Source organism: Vibrio sp. 1580, from assembly GCF_033340055.1.
This window is the reverse complement of record NZ_JAWOVT010000002.1, coordinates 309,941-331,283: the sequence shown is the minus strand read 5'-3', so window position 1 is coordinate 331,283 and position 21,343 is coordinate 309,941. Positions and strand designations below refer to the sequence as shown.

Here is a 21,343-nt window from a genome sequence, read left to right as displayed (position 1 = left end):
TGAAAGGCTTTGAACACTGAAGTGAGACGGGCCGCTACAAAACTTAAACTCGGTTAAGAAACGAAAGTTGGCTAGAAGAAAAACGCACTGAACAGGCCTACTTTCACTGGCTTCAAATTAGAAAAGGATTCTTTCCTCGTACTTCAACAGCCACACCAGAAGTAATCCAGGTTCTCTCAAAAGCCACAACGAAAATGAAGAAGCGCCAAAGAAATTGGCTAAGAGTTAGAAGCCGTAAACGGTGAAATCAAAGCGAACACTCCGCATATGGTGCCACCGGAAAGAACGTGAAAGGCACTAACTGAAAGGTGTAAAAACGAGCGCCAAAACAGATAAACACCAAAACTTATGACCTTTGATGCCAAACCCTTACTAACGCCCGCTTAAGTGGTGAGCTACGCTACCACAACAATCAATTATTACACCGTAAACACGAAAGCCAATTCAAACCAAAACTGCCAAGCGTTGCGAATCCGTCTTAAAGCGTTTGTTAACAGTATGCCTTCACCTTACTCTTCAACAATTACATGAATATTTATAGAGGAGCTGAGTGTAAACTTTTTGCGTCTATATTCGTTGATAGCATGATCGCTATTGGTTTTATCTTTCGGAGGTACGGGTATCTCTGGCAATTCTTGAACCAAACATTTGCACTCTTTAGCGACTAAGTTGCGATCATCTAAGTCGCAGATATTGTCCATTAACTTTGATAGTTCATCTTGAACATCATCAATTTTTTCAACAATGTCGGAAGCAAGCATAGCGCCGTTTGCGCCACTTTTAATTCTTTCTAACTGATTCAATACCTTATGAACATAGCCAATGATTCCAGTCCTAGCTTCAACCCGAATTACATCATGGTGTTTTGCTTTGGTTTGAAACAAAGACTCCGATATGATTGAATCTGACAACCACTTTGAATCCGAGTAGAGCAGCTGAAGACCTTCTCTAAAATCTTTGTATGAGCTAATGCCTTGTAGTAGAAGCATTAATGTACCGATAACCGTTACTCGCGTTTTAATCGACCTTTCTTCAAACTCAATATTTATATCAAGCCCTTCAGATAAGAAAAACTCTGTACGACTTAACGCAAAGGCTCTTATGCTTTCTTTGAACGCTTCAAGCTGTTCTTCAGTTTCAATTCCCGCTGGCTCAACGTGAATATACGCCTGACTAAGAATGTTTTTATTTATATAATCAGCCACGAAAATTCCTTAATACTGTTAACGCCGCGTTAAGGGGTGAGCAACGCTATACCACCCAACTTAAACTATTGTGCTATATACACAAAAGCTAAACTTTGAACTGAAACCGCCAAGCGTTGAGAATCCCTCTTAAACGCCTTGTTATGTACCGCCGCAAAATAATGCACTTTCAATTTTGGACCATTGAACCATGAACGGAATAAAGTCACTTTTGGGGATGAACTTCTGTGCAGCGGTATTGTTTTTTAAGAACACCTCTTCCAAAGCCCATACATGATGGTCAGCATAAACAGCCCATGCCTTTGCTCCATCGTTAAGCTCAGGTTGTGTCATAGGTTTAATAGACAGATACCCTTTTAATAAGGCCAATGATTTATTAACATCCATGTCAAACATGTACATACAGGCTCTAGCCACCTCATAACCAGGTGGCATATTTTGTACTAGGTCCCAATCAATCACATCACTTACAGCACCGTTTAAATCAAAAAAGACGTTAAAATGATGAAAGTCGCCGTGAATTAATTGCCTGCTTGTTAAAGGAGTATATGAGTGTACGGCTTGTGAGCTCGCTAGATAGTCACGCTGTTGTTTTACTCTTCGTAGCACCGAACCTTTTGCATCAAGCGCACTGTTGATTTCAATACAGGCAACTATTTTTTGTAACCTATCGACCCAAGCACTTTTATCCCATGAGAGCTCGATTGTTGGAAAACTATTTCCAGCCATAGAAGCTAGTTGAACATGCAATTCAGCCAGTGCTTTTCCTAACTGAAAAGCATGTAACTCCGACAGCTCGCTTTTTCCAATTAGCCCCCCTTTTGCTTCAGGGAATAAAGCGTAAAAGCCATCACCTATTTTGCCAAAGGAGCAGCCATCGCGCGTCAAAACTGGGGCTATTATAGTATTCAAATTTTGGGAGAGTTTTTGTAATAATTCATGCTCAAGCTTGATTTGTGCAACATTGCGAACACGATATTTTCTAAGGTAAAAAGTCTCTGAGGATTGGATTCGAAAGACATGATTAGTCGCGCCAGCTGATTGCCGATTTAAACTAGCATCAGCATCTATTTGGTTCCAGTTTTCACTAACCTCACGAACAAAATCACTCATAGTTCAATTGACCTCATAGGTACATAACGCTGCATTAAGGGGCAGCAACGCAATACTGAAGCCGCCGCATACCACCCTAAACACTTAAACCAACGCATAGTAAAAATGCCACGCGTTGCGAATCCCTCTTGAACAGTTTGTTAACTGAGCACCTTTCAGTTTTCGCCGATCTTTCAGCCACTTTCGCCAAAGCTCGTTTTGCTAATTAATGATTAACAAAGCTAACTCAAATATGTATTTAACCAAAAAATTACCGTTTATCTTTAGTTTGAAATGCGTCTCACAACACCATACTTCGGCGATGTAAGTGCGCCGAACTAATCACGAATGCCTTATATTATTAGAAGGCTTTGTGCCGCCTTTCACATCAGTAAACTTAAGTATCAAACTGAAATTATTCGCATTAGCTCAGCTAAGGAAACCGACCGAACTCCGGTTTGCTTTAGATCCCATTGAGACCAACTAATTTGATGATGCGCGACATCAATTTCAATCTTTCTAGCTTCGCCCAATAGCTTATTTATACGACTTTCCAAAAATTCCACGTTTAACTCCTAAAGAAACATAACGCCCTGCTAAGGGGTGAGCAACGCAATACAAAAGCCGCCGCAAACCACCTTAATCGCTAAATTCAACGCATAGTAAAAATGCCACGCGTTGCGAATCCCTCTTGAGCAGTTTGTTAGTCGCGAGGCACCGAGCGCCAATTTTAAGCCAAACTAAACTTTGCGAACAACAAACTTTATGTGCTTTGATGCACTTAAGTCAGGCGTAGTCTCAAAGCGGCTGTTTAATGGAACCACTTGGAACAACCAACGCCGCAGAAAACGGACTGGCAACAGTTAAGGGGTGAAGCACGCAATACCTAAGCTTCCGCATGGCACTTCAACACCGAAACCACCGCATACCAAAATGCCACGCGTGCTGAATCCCTCTTGAACTGTTTGTTAGCACGCTGCCCTTTAAGCTTTTGGTACACGCCAAGACATTGAAATATAGCACGAAACTTATGGCTTAAAACACTAAACCAAACGGACAGCTGCCAAACTAAAAACAGACATCAAGACGTAAGTTGACTAGAAGAAAAACATGCTTAACTGCCCTTTTTCACCGCTTTCAAATTAGCAAAGAATACGGGCTTCGAACTTGAACAACAGCGACAAAGCAACGCTTGTTTTGCCGAAAATTTCTCAGCACTAAAGAAACCACACCAGAGAAATAGCCCGAAAGTTAGCAACCGTAAACGATAAACTCAAAGCGAAAACTTCACATCTAGTGCCACCGGAGCGAACATGAAAGGCACATTTGCTCCTGTGTAAAGCTAGGAAAAGAAACCAATAAACACCAAGACTTTTGATCTCTGATGCCAACCCAGTGCTAACGCCGCATTAAGGGGTGAACAACGCATTCCACCCAGACTAAACCATTGTGCCGTAAACACTAAAGCCAATTCAAACCAAAACTGCCAAGCGTTGTGGATCCCTCTTGAATGCTTTGTTAGTTGCCAAACCTAAAGCTTTGATTTGAAGTTAATTACCGCTTTGCCAACACTAGCTTTACGTGTTTTCGAAAACTCAAATCAGGCGCAGTTTCAAAGCGCCTGTCACTGAAACCACTTGGAATATGCAACACCGTAGAAAACGGACTAACAACACCAAAAAGCCCTTTTGGACTGATAATTTAACCGAGCTGACTTTCAACAAGCTAATCAGCGTCTGAAACAGAAAATCCAATCGCACAAGAAACCAAAGTTCGATTTTCACAAACCCAAATGGCTAGAAATTGAAATACGAAAAACCAGCCAAAAACACACGGGCATTAGCCCTAAACATTCTGCTTTAAGTACGTTTTTCCTCGTTGGCAACTAACGCCGCGTTAAGTAGTGAGCAACGCTACCACCTTTATTAAACCATTGTGCCGTAAACACTAAAGCTGATTCAAACCTAAACTGCCAAGCGTTGCGAATCTGCCTTAAACGCTTTGTTATGCGATCTTGCGCACATATCTAAGTTATTCAGTTATAAATCTATTGAAAAGTCAAAGTTCACGCCACATTACTGGAGTGATATGCAACAAAACTTTTAACTAAATCTAGCCTAAAGGCAGAGGTGGTATTATTTTCAAATCTAGTAATAAACAAAGTACAAGCGATCAAAAAGTGTTTGCGATGCGCATAACGAGTGATTTTGAAAATCAAGTTTTAATAAGTCAAGCTAAGAGAGAAAGCTTATTGAAAAGATTTTTAGAAAGTGCATCTGAAAAAGAAAAAGAGACATTCATTGAATCTTTGTTTCAATTACACTCTTTACTTAATGAGTATCTAATGTCCTCTAATCGATTTTCAATCATTTTAGATACAAATATAATTCAGGATATTTTGTCTTCAAATGAGAATCGCTTTAGAGAAATAAGATATATCGCAACAAGTTCAATACTCTACTTTTTGGAAGACTACGCTGGAGCTACTATTTCTCTGTGTATAACACCGACTGTTTTGTATGAATTGAATAATCAAAAACCAATTTCTAATATTTCTCAGTATAACAACGCAATGTCTATCGTAGAAGAAGCTGCTATTAAACTTGGCATTTCCACTAACACGATAGGCTTTAGAAATTACAAAGAACTGAAAAACGTAACTAAATTAATTGACAAAGATTCCAATAACATTAAAAAGGCTGTAGAAAAATTAGCAGCACAAGATTGGACTATGAGTTTTGATCGTGAGGATGGCTCTATATCAATCCCAATGGCTGTTGCTGAAAACCTTATACCAGAAATTAAGCTATATTATTTAAGTCCATTTTACGTTAAATGGGCGTTGATGAACTTCGTGGAAAAACGAATGTTTGATCAGAACAAGAAGCAACCGAAAGCTCGCAACATGATGAATAGAGATAAGGATGGGCTATCTAAGCTATTCAAAATTAAGAGTAAAGGAGATTTAATGGGGCTCGCTGATATAGAACTGTTATCTATGGCTGACTTAACATCTCAATGCTCCAGTAACTCTATTGCTATCACGTCAGCAATCACTTATGACAAAGATTTATTCAAGTCTTTAAGTCGACGCCTTGGCTCTGTACACAATGGAGGAAAATTTGAGTCTGGAAAGGATTCTCCAGAGGATGCAGCGTTGCTATTTGTGTATCAAATGAAGAAGTCTCAACAAAGAACTAAGTCCGCGGAAGCTAGACATAATTTTTGTATGGATGCATTCAAAAGCTTTTTAGATGAAAACGTCAGTTCTTATTTCAAAGAAACGGAGACATGATGAATCGCATAACGCCGCATTAAGGTGTGAGCAACGCTACCACGAAACTCTACCAGAACACCGTAAACACAAAACCCAACGATGAAATGAAAAATGCCAAGCGTTGGGAATCACTCTTAAATGCTTTGTTAGGTTTGTTTTCCAATTTCACTTTGAGCCCTAAGCCTCTCAAATGCCGAAGGTTTCGAACCTGACTCAATATACGCAATGATTTCTGATACACAAGCTTCTACGCCTAAACTTGATGTGTCTAATTCAAGGTCATAAGTACGATGACTATGTACGCGATTAAACTGAAAACGGGCTGCTCCTTGTTTGCGGTCACCCCTCGACACTTCACGCGCTTCCAGCACTTCGAGAGGACAGTGCACACCGACGAAGAGCGCAGGCAACCCCTCAAACGCTTTAACACAAGCGTATAACCATTCTGGCTGCTGAAGTACGTAATCTACGATAACGTTATTTCCTGTACGCGCAATAGCTGCTGCTGATTCATGGAAACCATTGACGATATAAGGGAATCGTTCTTCCATTAGTGAGGCATTATTTAGGTCACATTGAGCGATTTGAGACAAGTAAGTATCAACTGAGACATGTAGGTAAACATCAGCCAAAGCCTGTTGCAAGGCATGACTTAATGTCGTTTTTCCAGAGCTGGAAGTTCCATTTAAGAATATTACCAAACCATTAAACTCTTTCTTAAAATCAATATGATAGCGCTAAACTAATTGGTCGCAAGGAAAAACCTAACGCCGCATTAAGGTGTGAGCAACGCTACCACGAAACTCTACCAGAACACCGTAAACACAAAACCCAACGATGAAATGAAAAATGCCAAGCGTTGGGAATCACTCTTAAATGCTTTGTTAGCTGCGCTTTTCCCACAGCTTTGGCAGGTTGAAACTTTCGATAAGTTCTGGGTCATCAGGATCGCCTGTACCATACATAATAATCGCAGGCTCCCAAGTGTCCACAAGGCTCTGCACTATTGAAGTAACCTGACTCCTGATACTCGGTTTACGTTTTATCTTTTCACGTAAATTTGGTCCATCACTTTCCAAATGCAAATACTTACCTTTGCATTTATGTAGAACTGCAGCAAAAATATGCTCTTCATCATAAAATACTGTCAGCGCCAAAGACGGGCGTTCAGGGTTAATATAAATCGATAAGAACGATTTTTCATCCCAGTCACTAGCTGTTATTTTAGTAGCCATACACTCATCTATCGTTTGGCTATAACTTTTCTTGTGGTCAGGGCAAAGTTCTACATCAAGAGGTGAGTCAACGATAACAACTTTAATATTTTTTCCGATATCTTGTATTTCCTGAAGTACATCATCTATCCAGTCTTCTGGAGTACCAAAGTGTAAATGATGCAACTGCTCATATTCAATTGAGCCATCTTTTCGTTGCATAACAAGTTTCATCGAATGAATGAAATCTTCAAAACCAAAAACATTTAATGTAGCAATTATTTCAGGATTTTCTTTTTTTGCTTCACTAACAAGATCTTCCCATCTTGTTTTGTATCTTAGAAGTACTTCCGGCTTTAAGTCTTTGCAAAAGACTTTATGTGTATATTTATCAGGGCGATGGTGGTTATCATGATCACTGACACAGAGTACGGCCAGATTAGACTCCACCGTGTTAGAGTTGTCACCATCTATATGGTGTAATTCAAAACCGACCCCAGATTGCTTGCATACACAACAACGATAAGCATTTTTTTTGAGTAAGTTCATCCGCTGTTTTGGGGTTGGATTTTTTCTTGCCATTTTTGCTCCATATTAATTTGCCAGCTAACGCCCAATTAAGGTGTGAGGCACGCTACCACAAACTCAAATTGAACACTGTAATCACTAAACTTGATTCAAACTAAAAATACCAAGCGTGCTGAATCACTCTTAAATTGTTTGTTATACTCACTGTTACATATCAAGCTTACTGAGAGCTTCGTACGCACATTTACAAATTAGCTCTTCTTGAGCCGATTCAACTATAGATTGCAATTGTTTCTCTATTGCTGTCGTATCAAACGCTGGTAAACCTGGAAATGAAGTATGCAAAGAACCAACGTTTGATTTTTGCTTTAACCTGTAACTGAAATTCTTAGCACACTGTCTAGCAACTAAAATAGTACTTAGAATTGCATATCGAAGTACCTCTGTGTCTGTATAACCATTTTTTAATTTCAAAGCCGTTTTCTGGCTGCTAGATAAACTAGATTTTATGTGATTAATAGTCTCGGGTGTTGAGCTAATATAAACTTTATGCGCATACTCATTTCTCCAATATGCTAATTTCCCGAGTATACCTTTGTAGCTATGTGGAAAAGTACCAAGGGCTATTGCTAGGTCTATTTTTATTCTTACGCTCATCTTCTTAACTTCAACTTTATGGCCTTCACCGAGACCTAAGCTGATCAATTTTTCAATTTCAGATTCGATAATAGAAAACCCAATGATAGATATTTTCATCAGATCATCTAATAACAAAAGTTGTTCGATTTGATCATCAAAATCCACTTAATTCTCCTGTGAACATAATGCCGCATTAAGGTGTGAGCAGCGCTTGGCTATATTTGAGCGAAGCGAAACTGCCAAGCGTTGCGAATCACTCTTAAATGCTTTGTTAGGTTTTTACGCAAATAGTTCACTAAACTTCTCTGAATTCCAGACTGAAACAACTGGCGAATCTGATACAACCGCTTTGCTAAAACCATACTTTTCGCTTTTAGTAACGAAAGCTATGGGAACGCTTCTATATAATAAGGCTACTGAATTACCATCAGCCGACCATTGAAAGCTAAAATCTTGCTCTACTGTCTTCTCAATAATTGCTGTTTTGGAAACTAGCCCTTGGTGTAATTGTGGCGGTTCCCCTGCTCTCATTTTCTGCTTCCAAGATTCCTCGGAAACAGGCACGTACTGTATGTACGCAACAGCATCTCTTTCTGGCTTTTGAGTTTGAGGCTTAGTTAGGTAAAGCACCCCAGACTCTTCAAACTCATCGAGAATTGCATAACGTTCGGACACTTCGTTATATGAACTTAAAAACAAACCCTCAGACATTACTACTCCTGACATCAACGTACACAAAATAAACAGAATTTTCTTCATGTGACTCCGAAAACCTAACGCCGCATTAAGGGGTGAACAACGCTACCACCCAACCTAAACCATTGTGCTGTAGACACTAAAGCCGATTCAAACCGAAACCGCCAAGCGTTGTGAATCCCTCTTAAATGCTTTGTTATGTCGCGTCCCCAATGTTTAACGAAAACTCTTTATAGCGTTCAACAAATTCCCGAGCTTCAGCCAAGTCAATCGGATAAGGGACGGAGTCATTATTGTCTCTGTGTGGTCTTATCTTTTGAAACCGAAAGCCATGTGATACTAAAAACCTGATCTTATCCCATTGCTTTTTGTCTGATTGTTTAGGTGCTTTAAAATGGCGTCCAAGATTGTATGAAACATTACCGCAATTTGGGCAAGGTAACTCATTGGGAATACCCTTGGATAATTCGCTGTCACGCTTAAAAGACTTGCAACACTCTAAACAAGCAAATGAAACTGTGTAACTACTGCTCAATTAAACATTTCCTCCTAGCTACATAACGCCCTGTTAAGGGGTGAGCGACGCTTGGATATACTTGAGCGAAGCGAAAATGCCAAGCGTTGCGAATCACTCTTAAATGCATTGTTAGGGCAATTAACTGGTGTACTTTTTGTACATAAATTCCATTTCGTACACTAAACGCAATAATTCGGCTGTAAACATAACCGTACTTTGCGCTCTATCTTGATCGGGGCTATCAAGTCTATGAGTTGACTTATTTCCATGCTGCCTGATTAAGTCAACCCACCCTTTCATTGGAGGTGTGACATAACCACTCTTTTCTAAATAGTCTAAATACTTAGCGAATGAGTCTCCCTCTTTTGCTCCTTTATCAACTGCAACATGCATCAATATTTTTCGGCAGATTAATTCGGCTGCTGTAAACGCATTTACTTCCATACAATTCCGAGCTTCTAGGTAACTCAATTTTACGTCATCAGGTAAGCCATCTATGACAGGACCAAATTTTGCTCCAGGAAATAGAGAATTATTAAACTTAACTGAAGGACGAGTACAGTGAGGGCATAACAACCATTTGTTTCTTTGGGTATGACCTAATTGGTCGCTCCAGTTGTAATTAGCTACGACAGCTCCACTGACTTTAGTACCACAGTGTCCACAAGTATATGTTTCCCAGCTATCCTTACTACTACCGTCTTGACGGGAAATATGTCTATGACCTTTAAAACTCACCGCTTCCTCCTAAACTTTGAATTGCCCTAACGCCGCGTTAAGTGGTGAACAACGCCAGTCGCCAAACCTAAACCATTGCATCTTAGACACTTAACCAGACTTGAATTGAAATCGCCAAGCGTTGTGAATCCGCCTTGAACGCCTTGTTAGTTGTAAGTCCCCAACTCGTGCGTAAGACTAAAACCTGCATCACTTACTACTTCTGAAACCAATGAAACGAATTTTTCAGCTTCGCGGTTTGGCTGATACTTTGAAACAATCCTAATTTCAAAAAGCTTGCCCTTTGCTATTGGGTATTGTTCAAATATTTCTCCAGATTCAATAAATGATAAATACAGATTTAATTTGTCTTGCAGCAGTAATAGCTTTTCATTTTGATCATCCCACTCTAAATGATCGGATATAACCAAAATTACTTTTTCATTGTCATGTGCAATAACATCTACTTTATCAAGCTGCTCAATCGTCATATTTTGCCCTTTGCAACTAACGCCCTGTTAAGGGGTGAGCAACGCAATACCGAAGCCACCGCACACCACCTTAATCACTAAAATCAACGCATAGTGAAAATGCCACGCGTTGCGAATCCCTCTTGAACAGTTTGTTAGGTGCGTAGCCAAAGTTGGTAAAAGTCTGTTTCATCGTGCTTGGGATTCTTGCGCACGAACTCCCAACCATGGCGCTTATAGAATGTAAGAGCTCGATGGTTAGTTCGGCTTACTGAAAGTACAGCACGCAAACAACCCGCTTTACTCAAAGTGCTTACAATATAATCCTGCAATTTTGCAGCGAGTCCTGAACCACGAAAATTCGGCTTTAAGTAAATGAGATGTACATAGCCAGTCCCCGGCTCGGGTGAAAAGCTACGAAACTCTAACTGCCCTGCAAACTGACCCTCCACAAATATATGGATATAGAACCATCCTGATGTTGCTAACCGGTCTAATACTCGTTCACGATAACCACTGATGAAGTCATCGAAACCATCGTAATGCCCAAAACTACAAAAGTATGCATCTTTTCTTGCGGCAACGCATAATTCGAAATCATCAATGTTTATCTGCCGAAAAGTAATTTCCATACTTACCTTTTCCTTCAAGCACCTAACGCCGCATTAAGGTGTGAGCAACGCTGCCACAAAACTAAACCATACCACCGTAAACACAAAACCCAACGATGACACCAAAAATGCCAAGCGTTGGGAATCACTCTTAAATGCTTTGTTAGGCTACAGGCTACCCTCTAGCATCCCTACCTTCTTCATCTTCTGGGACTCGAAAACGCCAATACTTATCAGGGCGAACCCAAACCACAGTTTCTGAATTTAGCTTTTTAAACTCATTCAGAGCTTGACGCCCTATTACCTGATTACCATCAGCGTTTTCACGCAACAGTTGTTCAGCGCACGATTTAATAGCATGATCAACAACATCATCTTGATAAAGACAACCTTGCTTTTCAAGCTCAAGTTGCATCCAAGCTGCAAGTGACTTTGCATCCATTGAATTATTCGCCAGAGCTTACTTTGAGTAGAGATTCTTGTGGAAAAACACCGTTATCTAGTTTTTTACCAGCAAACCACTGACAACGATAATTACCACTGAAAGAGCCATAATCAGTAGAGCCTAAGCCTTTTGTAATAACTTCTTTTACAGTCATATCTGGACCACCAGATTTAAGTTTTACGATATCACCAACTGCGTAAATTGCTTGTTCGCTCATAACCACTCCATACTCAACAAAACACTAATAACTATATTTTATATAAGGGTAAATTTGGCACTTTCAAGTGCTATAAGTTTAAATATGTAGCCTAACGCCCTGTTAAGGTGTGAGCAACGCAATACCGATGCTTCCGCATACCACCTTAAACACCTAACGCAACGCATAGTAAAAATGCCACGCGTTGCGAATCACTCTTAAACAGTTTGTTAAATGCGTGGCTAATTTTTACCATCAAGCCATTCAGATACAGCAAAAAAATACTCGATAACCTCTGAGCCATGTGTGTCTTTGCTGCCTTGTTTTAGTGTTCGTATTATGTCTTGAACTAACTGGTTCCCCTTAATTAGCGCATCCATTTCACACATGATGTTTGCCCTAAAAGCCAAACGCCCACTCTCACTAGACAAGAGTTTTTCATGTTCTATACAGATACTATGAGCAATGTTATTTCTTGCCTTCCTAGCGGCGTGAATACTGTCCTCTGAATGCGTTGGTAAACTGTACTCAGATACCAATGACCGAATTTTTTCATACAAAGTACCTGACTTCAAAAGCATGTAGACCTCGAATGAAAACTCATTATTTGTGTTCACAACATCTGTCAAATGAGCCAACGTTCTACAGTTGTGTTCAAAATCTGTAGCGTATGCTAACGCACGACCAAGAAGTGCATATGACTCAGAGATTTCTAGATTTGTACTTGGCATTGGTAATAATGGATGTGATGTCATTGATTCCTACTTCTACCGAAAAGCATTTAACGCCGCGTTAAGGGGCAGCAACGCGCTACCACCAAACTTCAATTTACCACCATAAACACACATACCAAAACTTGAACCAAATTCGCCACGCGTTGAATGTCCCTCTTGAACGCCTTGTTATACGCGTGGTTGAGACCGGAGTGAAAGACTCATAACTCTATGATTTGGCTCGCTTTCAATGCCAACCTCTGACCACCCTAAAAACTGGTACAACGGCGCTACATTTGTGTAAACATATAAATGACTCTGAACAGCAGCTGACACTTGATTGACGCCACGATTGATCAACTCACTAGCGATACCTTGACCACGCCACTCTGGAGAAACATAGACAGCATTAAACCAAATCACGTTGGAGTTACCGTGAGGCTCTTGATAACGGGAGTAAGCCAAACCACCAATAACTTCATTGTCTTTGAGAACAACAAGCACAGGTGGAAGGTGAGCTTCTGGTTTATAGGTATCTACGAACAAAAAATCAGACCAAACAGTTTGAAATAGCTTCTCTAGTGCAACCCAATGCGGACTATTCTCATCGCAATTTCTGAATACTATCTTGTTCATATTGGATTATTTCCTTGAAAGCGTATAACGCTCTGTTAAGGGGTGAGCAACGCAATACCGATGCCACCGCATACCACCTTAATCACTAAAACCAACGCATAGTAAAAATGCCACGCGTTGTGAATCCCTCTTAAACAGTTTGTTAGCTGCGTACCAACATTTTTGCCACATCAATTGCGACAACTTCTGTACCGCACAGGTTTGGATCCCAATTGAGACCCACAAGATGTCCATCGCTATGAATACCTTTTAGCCAATTATCAACGAATGAATCTAGGTTAATTGGACTTGGGACATACAACTCCCAATCACCAACTGCGACCCGACTTGCGTATGCTCTATCTGACCAAAAAACATAAACTAATGCGTCTGGACACTGATTCGAATTACAAACTGCCCAACCACCATCAGGATGCTGAAGTCCCCAAACAGTTCGATTTTCGATTACTCTGTCGATAAATCTTATGTAATTGGAACTTGATGTAGCTTTATCTTGGATCATCATTTTTCCTCTAAGCAGCTAACGCCGCATTAAGGTGCGAGCAACGCTACCACGAAACCTGACCATAACACCTTAAACACAAAACCCAACGATGGAATGAAAAATGCCAAGCGTTGGGAGTCACTCTTAAATGCTTTGTTATACCTCAACTTAGAGGTACTTTGTTAGTACATAAGAGACTACGGAACCAACCAATGCAGCTAGAATAGCCACAATCAAAGATTCAGAGTTTCGTGACAGTATATTTGGAGTATCAGATTTCGTAGTTGTTTTAACAATCACACTACTCGACATTTCATAACGAACAGAAAGAATGCCAATTAGAATAGCCGAAATTAGTGCTCCAAGAGCAAGTACCTTGTCAGATCCTGAAAGAAACAATCCTACGAGAACCCCAGGAACAACCAAGCCACTCCATTTTATCAACCTAAAAAGACGCCTTTTTCTGGAGTGAATAATACCCTTGATTAACTCAATAGCACCTATAGTTTCAGGACGTTCATCGCTAATAAAGGCAGTAATTTTGTAAGGTAAAAACTCCAAGCTAATATGCGGTTCTCTACACTTAATCTGTAAGCGGTTAAAACGTTCACCCTCAGTTTGAGAAGCGAGTTTCAAAAGTTCTTCCGATGTAACCTCGTCAAACTCTTCTGTCGACAATGAAACAGTGTCAAATGACTTCTCTAAAATTGCCACGATTTTTTCTATGTCATCTAAGTACAATACCGCAGGAGGAAAATTTTCTATCAGCCTACTTTTACTCTTTTTCTTCATTTTTCACCTTGAGGTATAACGCCCTGTTAAGGTGTGAGCAACGCAATACCGAAGCTCCCGCATATCACCTTAAACACTAAAACCAACGCATAGTAAAAATGCCACGCGTTGCGAATCACTCTTAAACAGTTTGTTATGCCTTGCCCCACTCAGTTCGAAGAGCTGCCAAAACCACTGTATCCCACCACTGTCCTTTGAAAAAACGATGCTCTCTAAAATGTGCTTCTTGGCGCATACCCAGAGACTTACAGAGCTTAATAGCTGGCAGGTTTTTGCTGATTGTCTCAGCATAAATGCGGTGAACTCCCAACTCCGAGAACCCGAAATCTGCTAGAGCCAAGGCGGCTTCATGACTTAACTTATTACCTTGAGAGACTCTGGAAAATGCACACCCCATCGAAGCCTGCTGATTATCCTCTAACCGTAAACAAACAGTACCAACAAACTCACCTGATACCTTACGCTCGACAGCTAATTGGTATGATTTTCTTGGTTTCTCAGAAGCCTGAGCTATAAACAAGCGTGTTAACTCTCGGTATTTATTAGGGTCACAATCGCTTTCGTCATAAAAACGCTGATATTTAGCATCCTGGGACATAGCAACAAAAGCGTCTTCATCATTCGGAGTCATATCCCTAATAATCAGACGCTTAGTCTCGATTTTAAACATCGAAAGTTCCTTTTCCTTGTGAGGCATAACGCCCTGTTAAGGGGTGAGCAACGCAATACCGAACCCGCCGCAGACCACCTTAAACACTAAAACCAACGCATAGTGAAAATGCCACGCGTTGCGAATCCCTCTTGAACAGTTTGTTAGGCAATATCAAACCCATGACACTTCACTTAAAGGAAATATTTGAACATCACCATTTTTGCTTTCGTTTTGAGCTAAACCCGCAACATAACCACGATATGTCCACTCTCGTACACTGGGGTCATCTAAGAAGTACATCGGAAGAGTTACTGAGATTGCTCGTATTATGTAGTCTGGGTTACTTCCTTTAACTATAAATTTTTTGTCGTCATCCCAGATATCTTTCCACTTATGATAAATCGGTTGGATGTTATTATCGTTATATTTTACCTTCGTAATTAATACGCCTTCTCCAATTAAACTACGTTCCTCTTGGTTCGGAAACCTTTGATCTGTCATAGATATACTCCTTGTTCTAAATGTTGCCTAACGCCCAGTTAAGGGGTGAAGCACGCAATAACCAAGCCTCTGCATAGCACTTCAACACCAAAAACCTCCGCATATCAAAAATGCCACGCGTGCTGAATCCCTCTTGAACTGTTTGTTAGCTTAAATTAGTAGCACCACGCTACACCACCCCAAAACAGAATATTCAGAGTCCAAACCATAATGCTTTGAACTGGAAGCATATGGAAAACTAACTGGGGACATGCCTTAAGCTCACTTAGAGAGAACAGCATTTGAGGCTGAAAATCCCAACTCGTCGCTAAGCAAAGACCTCTTTTGAATCTAGGATGATTCACCAAATATTCTGCATAGGATGAATAAATTGTCCATAAGCCCAAAAAGCCAAATAACTCGATTGCAGAAATCACTTCCAAACTAAAGGGCAATAGTGAAGGTCCGCCAATGAGTAAAATCGCCGCAAATACCCATTTTTTGTTTCTCATTACACATCCTTGTTAATGATTTAAGCTAACGCCCAATTAAGGGGTGAGCAACGCTACCACCCAACCTAAAGCATTGTACCGTAACCACTAAAACTGAAGTAGAAGCAAAAATGCCAAGCGTTGGGAATCCCTCTTAAATTGTTTGTTATGTGTGTTAGTTGACGTTTCTACTGATAATTTTGGCAAGAAACGCAACCAGCCCACGCTCTTCATACCCAGCATAAGACGACACTAAATAGTTACGAAAACCAAAAAATACACCGATTAAACCACAAGCTATTCCAAGCCACTCAAACCAGTGAATTCGACGCGTAAAGATTGACTCAAAAGCTTGTGAAACAGCACTACCACTCAATTCTGATGCCTTACTCTCGAGAAATGCGGGAAAGCCGAAATAGAAAATTAGGAAGGATATAAACCCGAAACAAATCGCAGCCCACCAAGGTAACCTAGCCGCTATATACACCGAATCACTAACTATTGCAGAACCGTGTGATCTGCGCCTATAGCGTCTTCCCATAATTTCCTCCGAACACATAACGCCCAATTAAGGTGTGAAGCACGCGGCTACGACACTCAATTTGACTACCGTAAACACCGAACTCAACCCAAACCAAAAATGCCAAGCGTGCTGAATCACTCTTAAATTGTTTGTTATATTTTGAAGCTCGCCGCAGCTAAAAGCTTTACCTCTGGAGAGTCTGCATCGTATTTATACATTTCAAAAGTAGCTCTAGCTGAATCAAAAAATGCATTTGGATTGGCATATTTAGACAAGTCCTCCCCCTTAGGTAGCATTAAGCTTGTTGGTTTAAAACCATCAAATTCTAAAACAGATAACGCTTTTCTATGCTTGGGAAAAACATTGATAAAATCTCGGTAAGATATGTAGTCGACAAGACAAATATCGCCTTTTACATCGATAGTATCGGGAGATCTCCTTAGCACATTTTGCAAGAAGTTTTTCTCATGTTCGAGCACTTTATGTTTGTTTTCTTGAATCGCTGATTCAAGTAGCGCTCCAATTGAACCACTACCTTTTGTATCATGAACATTAGTAACGATTGAAAATGAACCATCTTCATTTTTAACCAGATTGGTCGTTATATAGAAAGGTTCATCAAGAAAGTACAAACTAGGTAATGAGCAATATGTAATTGGCAGGCGTCCATTTACCCCATCACAAGAAACTCTTAGCGACTCTATGCAATCCTCTAAAGCACTGACTAACGCCTTACAAATTGTTTCTTTTTTACACTGAAGCTTATAAGAAAATATCTTTATGCTTTGAACTTTATTCAAGTTCAAAGGTTCTTGCCCTAAGTTATTGTAAAAGGTGCTTTTTACAACATCTTTTAGAACTGTACTATTCAGTGTTTTCTTAACCTCAATAGTTGAAATAACACTAGATGGATGGATGACTACAAACTCATCACACCTATAGATGACACTTCGATCGGAATCATCATATACAAGCACATCAATTTGCTTGCCATGCTTTTTTCTTGTCGAATCAAAGACAAAACCAGTCCCAATGCAATTGTTTGCTGGTGCGAACTCTTTTAAGGTTGTGCGCAGTAGGTTTTCATAAAAACTACCAACTGTTGGAGAGTGTCTAATTATTTTTTCAAACCATTCCATCTCTGATTTAATCTTACGATGAAAGCGATCTGCTAAAAAGTTGTCATCGTCGAGATAGACTTTTTGATAAACACCATCTCCATCCTGTATAACAACACTCGTACCATTTGGAGTTTGCAAATCGTTTAATTTATCTTCATCTTCACAAATGTATTGCACAAAATCTCCTCAAAATATAACGCCCTGTTAAGGTGTGAGCAACGCAATACCGATGCTCCCGCATGCCACCTTAAACATTAGACGCAACGCATAGCAAAAATGCCACGCGTTGCGAATCACTCTTAAACAGTTTGTTATGTGTTTGCGTGCTGAAGTTGAAAATGCAACTGAGACATTAGTGATTGATATACTTTCATAGTAAATACTTGCAAATTTTCCATACAAAACTCACCACCAATAATTGGATGCAGATCCCAACCTAAGCATTCGTCTTGTTTTGGTTGTAGCCCGTGTTCGAGCGCCAAGTCATACCAACTAGTTAAAAAGACATTATCACACCAATCTTGTGATTTATTCATTTTATTGTACTCATGAAAGTCCGAAGCAATTGTTTCATAGGTACCATCTAAAACCGATAACAATGAAATTGAGCCATCCACTTCACCAAATAGCCAGTCACCCATGATGGTTAGATACAAAGGTTTCCCTGTAGGATTAAGCAACCATTTCCACTGAGGTAACAAGGTATCTATTTCTACGTCCGAGACTTCCCAAATAAACTGCATTTTTATCTTTCTCACTCTGTTTAGAAACCCATTGACACATAACGCCTTGTTAAGGTGTGAGGCACGCAATACCGAAGGTTCCGCATAACACCTTAACTACTAAAGCCAACGCATAGTAAAAATGCCACGCGTGCCGAATCACTCTTGAACAATTTGTTATACGAATTTCTTCAGTGCCAACACTTGCTGTTCAAATAACTCACAATCTGACTTTGAGTATGACTTAGCGACATTAACCCATTGAACGCCCGTTTCATCTATGTGACGAAACTCGACTTGAAGTGCATATTTAGAACAACGAAAAAGAGCAAAAACCAAACCTACAACCGTCAGACTAAGAACTAAAACTAGTAGCCATTGTGGCACCTCTTCCAACCTTGGAATAACTAACCAAACTGCCCCTGAAAAAACACATACCCAGAATAAAACTTGACCTAAATTATCAAGAAAACTTAACTTTTTAACCCTAACATTGTTTATCTTAGACAAAGGATATGAGTCTTTCTTAAACCTGAACTCTTTTGAATCCAAGTTAAAATCATTACTTTTGTACATAATTTCCCTCTATTCGTATAACGCCCTGTTAAGGTGTGAGCAACGTAATACCGATGCTACCGCATACCACCTTAAACACTAAAACCAACGCATAGTAAAAATGCCACGCGTTGCGAATCACTCTTAAACAGATTGTTATGTGCCGCCTCAAAACAAGGCACTTTCAATTTGGAGCCATTGCTCCATAAAAGGGATAAAGTCCCTTTGAGGTATGAACTTCTGTGCTGCTGTATTATTTTTTAAAAATACTTCCTCCAAAGTCCACACATAGTGGTCGGCGTAAACAGCCCACGCCTTTGCTCCATCGTTAAGCTCTAATCGGGATAGAGGCTTGACAGACAGATAGCCTTTTAATAAAGCTAATGACCTATGAAGCTCCAAATCGAACATATACATGCATGCTCTCGCCAACTCATAACCAGGAGGCATGTTTTGCACTAAATCCCAGTCGATCACATCGCTTACTGTGCAATTAGAATCAAAAAAGACATTGAAATGATGAAAGTCGCCGTGGATTAATTGCCTGCTTGTTAACGGGGTATATGAGTGCGTAGCTTCTGAGCTAGCTAGATAATCACGCTGTTGTTTTACTCTTCGTAGCACCGAGTTATACATATCAAATTCACTATTTGTTTCAATAGCTGCGACTATTTTTTGTAGTCTATCGACCCAAGCACTTTTATCCCAAGAAAGCTCAATTGTTGGAAAGTCGTTTCCAACCTCGGAAGCGAGTTGAACATGCAGGTCAGCAAGGGCTTTTCCCAACTGAAAAGCATGAAACGCAGACAGAGCACTTTTTTCGATTAACGTTCCTTTTGCTTCAGGAAATAGAGCATAAAACTCATCACCTATTTTACAAAAGGAGTGGTGATCGCGCGTCAAAACAGGGGCAATTATAGTATTCAAATTTTGCGATAACTTTCTCAGCAGCTCATGTTCTAACTTGATCTTAGCAACATTGCGAACACTATATTTTCTAAGATAATAAGTCTCTGAGGATTGGATACGAAAAACATGATTCGTCGCACCAGCTGATTGACGTTTTATACTAGCGCCAGCACCAATCTGACTCCAGTTTTCACCAACCTTACGAACAAAATCACTCATAATTCCAGTTACCCCTTAGGTACATAACGCCCTGTTAAGGTGTGAGCAACGCAATGCCGAAGCTTCCGCACCCCACCTTAATCACTAAAACCAACGCATAGTGAAAATGCCACGCGTTGCGAATCACTCTTAAACAGTTTGTTATGTGAAAAATCACAGTAAGCACTTGATTTTTTTGAGCAAAGCCCTCATCTAGAGTTAGCTTCAAGTGAAGTCACGATCCATTTTAACCTTTTGGTTCGTGTTTCTTAATTAACAAAAAACCCAAGAAGTAATAATGACAAGTTTACTAAAAAGCATTCTAACCAACACCGTTTTCAAAACTAAACTACCTTCGCATTCTCGACTATGTATTAGCCAAATGGTATTTATCGCAGTCTTTGTAACACTGGCAGATTTATGCTCTTACTATATTATTAGTAACGATATGACTCTAAGCTCTTCCGTCCCTGATTGGACTGACTATCTGCTAAAACCGTTTGAAACAACGAAAGTTTATGCTCTGATGGCTCTTGCAGTCCTGATGTTCGTACTAAACGTTTTGTACGATAGGTTTCAGCATCAACAAACTCGAATTGCTACCATGTGTATCAACAAGATTCTAGGCTCATTTTCTCTATTTACAGGACTACTGGTCTTTAGCCGAATTATTTCGACCAATGTGCCTTTTTTAGAGGCAACCCCAGACCTCAACATCTATACGGTGATGTTTATTTTCATCAGCCACGTGCTACTGAAAATGGCTAACGAGATTTTCAAATAAATAGCTTGCAGCCTAGCCACATCCGATTGGCTAGGCTTTCCACATAACGCCCTGTTAAGGGGTGAGCAACGCAATCCCGAAGCCGCCGCAAACCACCTTAAACACTAAAACCAACGCATAGTAAAAATGCCACGCGTTGCGAATCCCTCTTGAACAGTTTGTTATGTTTTACCACAAGTCACTGACTTTATTGAGAAAGAACTGCTATTTCAAGCTAGTTTTCTGAACCAAACCACAAGGCAAGAACCAACTTGGCCACCAAAAGCGACTAACCCAAAACCAGTAATTCCACTTCCCTGCCCAATGAGGCAACCCGACGAAGCTCCAACAAGCGACCTGTCTTTCCAACCAAAGTGCAAAACAATGGCAAATTGCCGAGGCAACTGCCAAGCCAAAATGCTAATTGGCTAAGAATCCAAAAGCGACTTTGAGCCAGTTAAACTAAAAACCGACCGCCACGACCTGACAATGAAGCAACCCACGAACATTGGTATGTTTTACGGGCTGATTGGTTCAAGAACTTAGACCGACAATACTGATTTGCTGAGTCTACTAGGGACGAATTGCCAGAGGGACAAAGAACTAGAGCCTAAGACCTTTAAGCCTTTGAAATGCAAGTAAACATAACGCCTTGTTAAGGTGTGAGCAACGCATTACCGAAGCCGCCGCATACCAC

Annotated in this window: 24 protein-coding genes; 2 read left to right on the top strand and 22 right to left on the bottom strand. The window is 40.2% G+C overall.

Features of this window, described 5'->3' with window-relative positions:
- Window positions 1-509 precede the first annotated feature (509 nt).
- Entirely contained in the window at window positions 510-1,205 is a 696-nt protein-coding gene (locus R7093_RS04600; protein WP_047102730.1) for a hypothetical protein, read from the bottom strand.
- Window positions 1,206-1,346: 141 nt separating this feature from the next.
- Window positions 1,347-2,318: a phosphotransferase gene (locus tag R7093_RS04595; RefSeq protein WP_047102731.1), complete on the bottom strand. Its 972-nt coding sequence runs from the start codon at window positions 2,316-2,318 to the stop codon at window positions 1,347-1,349.
- 2,167 nt (window positions 2,319-4,485) lie between these two features.
- Between R7093_RS04595 and R7093_RS04585 the strand changes: the two genes are divergently transcribed.
- The gene (locus R7093_RS04585; protein ID WP_047104349.1) at window positions 4,486-5,592 is read left to right on the top strand and encodes a hypothetical protein; all 1,107 of its coding nucleotides are present in this window, start codon (window positions 4,486-4,488) and stop codon (window positions 5,590-5,592) included.
- Window positions 5,593-5,720: 128 nt separating this feature from the next.
- On the opposite strand, the gene R7093_RS04580 is transcribed toward R7093_RS04585, so the two are convergent.
- From R7093_RS04580 to R7093_RS04475, 20 genes are all read right to left on the bottom strand, one after another.
- Window positions 5,721-6,275, bottom strand: coding sequence for a chloramphenicol phosphotransferase CPT family protein (locus R7093_RS04580; protein WP_052767724.1), 555 nt, complete (start codon window positions 6,273-6,275; stop codon window positions 5,721-5,723).
- 183 nt (window positions 6,276-6,458) lie between these two features.
- The gene (locus R7093_RS04575; RefSeq protein WP_047104354.1) at window positions 6,459-7,370 is read right to left on the bottom strand and encodes an HNH endonuclease signature motif containing protein; all 912 of its coding nucleotides are present in this window, start codon (window positions 7,368-7,370) and stop codon (window positions 6,459-6,461) included.
- A 153-nt stretch (window positions 7,371-7,523) separates the two neighbouring features.
- Window positions 7,524-8,120: a hypothetical protein gene (locus R7093_RS04570; protein WP_052767725.1), complete on the bottom strand. Its 597-nt coding sequence runs from the start codon at window positions 8,118-8,120 to the stop codon at window positions 7,524-7,526.
- 114 nt (window positions 8,121-8,234) lie between these two features.
- Entirely contained in the window at window positions 8,235-8,714 is a 480-nt protein-coding gene (locus R7093_RS04565) for a hypothetical protein (RefSeq protein WP_021033927.1), read from the bottom strand.
- Window positions 8,715-9,306: 592 nt separating this feature from the next.
- Entirely contained in the window at window positions 9,307-9,906 is a 600-nt protein-coding gene (locus R7093_RS04560; RefSeq protein ID WP_052767723.1) for a DUF4145 domain-containing protein, read from the bottom strand.
- Window positions 9,907-10,052: 146 nt separating this feature from the next.
- Complete coding sequence (locus R7093_RS04555; RefSeq protein WP_038217934.1) at window positions 10,053-10,376, bottom strand: DUF6572 domain-containing protein; 324 nt, start codon at window positions 10,374-10,376, stop codon at window positions 10,053-10,055.
- Window positions 10,377-10,510: 134 nt separating this feature from the next.
- Window positions 10,511-10,987 carry a GNAT family N-acetyltransferase gene (locus R7093_RS04550; RefSeq protein ID WP_025510224.1) on the bottom strand — a complete coding sequence of 159 codons (477 nt, stop codon included), beginning with the start codon at window positions 10,985-10,987 and terminating at the stop codon, window positions 10,511-10,513.
- Between the two features lie 154 nt (window positions 10,988-11,141).
- Window positions 11,142-11,408, bottom strand: a complete 267-nt coding sequence (locus R7093_RS04545) for a DUF6953 family protein (protein WP_047104331.1) — start codon at window positions 11,406-11,408, stop codon at window positions 11,142-11,144.
- Window positions 11,409-11,412: 4 nt separating this feature from the next.
- A complete protein-coding gene (locus R7093_RS04540) occupies window positions 11,413-11,628 on the bottom strand; it encodes a YodC family protein (RefSeq protein ID WP_047104329.1) in 216 nt (71 codons plus the stop codon).
- Window positions 11,629-11,849: 221 nt separating this feature from the next.
- Window positions 11,850-12,362 (bottom strand): DUF4145 domain-containing protein, encoded by a 513-nt coding sequence (locus tag R7093_RS04535; RefSeq protein WP_047104327.1) that lies wholly within the window; start codon window positions 12,360-12,362, stop codon window positions 11,850-11,852.
- 147 nt (window positions 12,363-12,509) lie between these two features.
- Window positions 12,510-12,956: a GNAT family N-acetyltransferase gene (locus R7093_RS04530; RefSeq protein WP_047104324.1), complete on the bottom strand. Its 447-nt coding sequence runs from the start codon at window positions 12,954-12,956 to the stop codon at window positions 12,510-12,512.
- Between the two features lie 142 nt (window positions 12,957-13,098).
- A complete protein-coding gene (locus tag R7093_RS04525) occupies window positions 13,099-13,461 on the bottom strand; it encodes a DUF2750 domain-containing protein (protein WP_235429261.1) in 363 nt (120 codons plus the stop codon).
- Window positions 13,462-13,608: 147 nt separating this feature from the next.
- Window positions 13,609-14,232, bottom strand: coding sequence for a hypothetical protein (locus R7093_RS04520; RefSeq protein WP_047104487.1), 624 nt, complete (start codon window positions 14,230-14,232; stop codon window positions 13,609-13,611).
- A gap of 133 nt (window positions 14,233-14,365) precedes the next feature.
- Window positions 14,366-14,902, bottom strand: coding sequence for a GNAT family N-acetyltransferase (locus tag R7093_RS04515; RefSeq protein WP_047104549.1), 537 nt, complete (start codon window positions 14,900-14,902; stop codon window positions 14,366-14,368).
- A 153-nt stretch (window positions 14,903-15,055) separates the two neighbouring features.
- Window positions 15,056-15,385, bottom strand: coding sequence for a hypothetical protein (locus R7093_RS04505; protein WP_047104546.1), 330 nt, complete (start codon window positions 15,383-15,385; stop codon window positions 15,056-15,058).
- Window positions 15,386-15,540: 155 nt separating this feature from the next.
- Window positions 15,541-15,876 (bottom strand): hypothetical protein, encoded by a 336-nt coding sequence (locus R7093_RS04495; protein WP_047104544.1) that lies wholly within the window; start codon window positions 15,874-15,876, stop codon window positions 15,541-15,543.
- 654 nt (window positions 15,877-16,530) lie between these two features.
- Entirely contained in the window at window positions 16,531-17,676 is a 1,146-nt protein-coding gene (locus R7093_RS04490; RefSeq protein WP_047104539.1) for a DUF6602 domain-containing protein, read from the bottom strand.
- A 134-nt stretch (window positions 17,677-17,810) separates the two neighbouring features.
- Window positions 17,811-18,242 (bottom strand): T6SS immunity protein Tdi1 domain-containing protein, encoded by a 432-nt coding sequence (locus tag R7093_RS04485; RefSeq protein ID WP_042524345.1) that lies wholly within the window; start codon window positions 18,240-18,242, stop codon window positions 17,811-17,813.
- 156 nt (window positions 18,243-18,398) lie between these two features.
- Window positions 18,399-18,797 carry a DUF6232 family protein gene (locus tag R7093_RS04480; protein WP_025539256.1) on the bottom strand — a complete coding sequence of 133 codons (399 nt, stop codon included), beginning with the start codon at window positions 18,795-18,797 and terminating at the stop codon, window positions 18,399-18,401.
- A 147-nt stretch (window positions 18,798-18,944) separates the two neighbouring features.
- Entirely contained in the window at window positions 18,945-19,904 is a 960-nt protein-coding gene (locus R7093_RS04475; protein WP_047104322.1) for a phosphotransferase, read from the bottom strand.
- Window positions 19,905-20,181: 277 nt separating this feature from the next.
- Here R7093_RS04475 and R7093_RS04470 point away from each other — a divergent pair, with 277 nt between their 5' ends.
- Window positions 20,182-20,667 carry a hypothetical protein gene (locus tag R7093_RS04470; RefSeq protein ID WP_017633497.1) on the top strand — a complete coding sequence of 162 codons (486 nt, stop codon included), beginning with the start codon at window positions 20,182-20,184 and terminating at the stop codon, window positions 20,665-20,667.
- The last annotated feature ends 676 nt before the right edge of the window (window positions 20,668-21,343 follow it).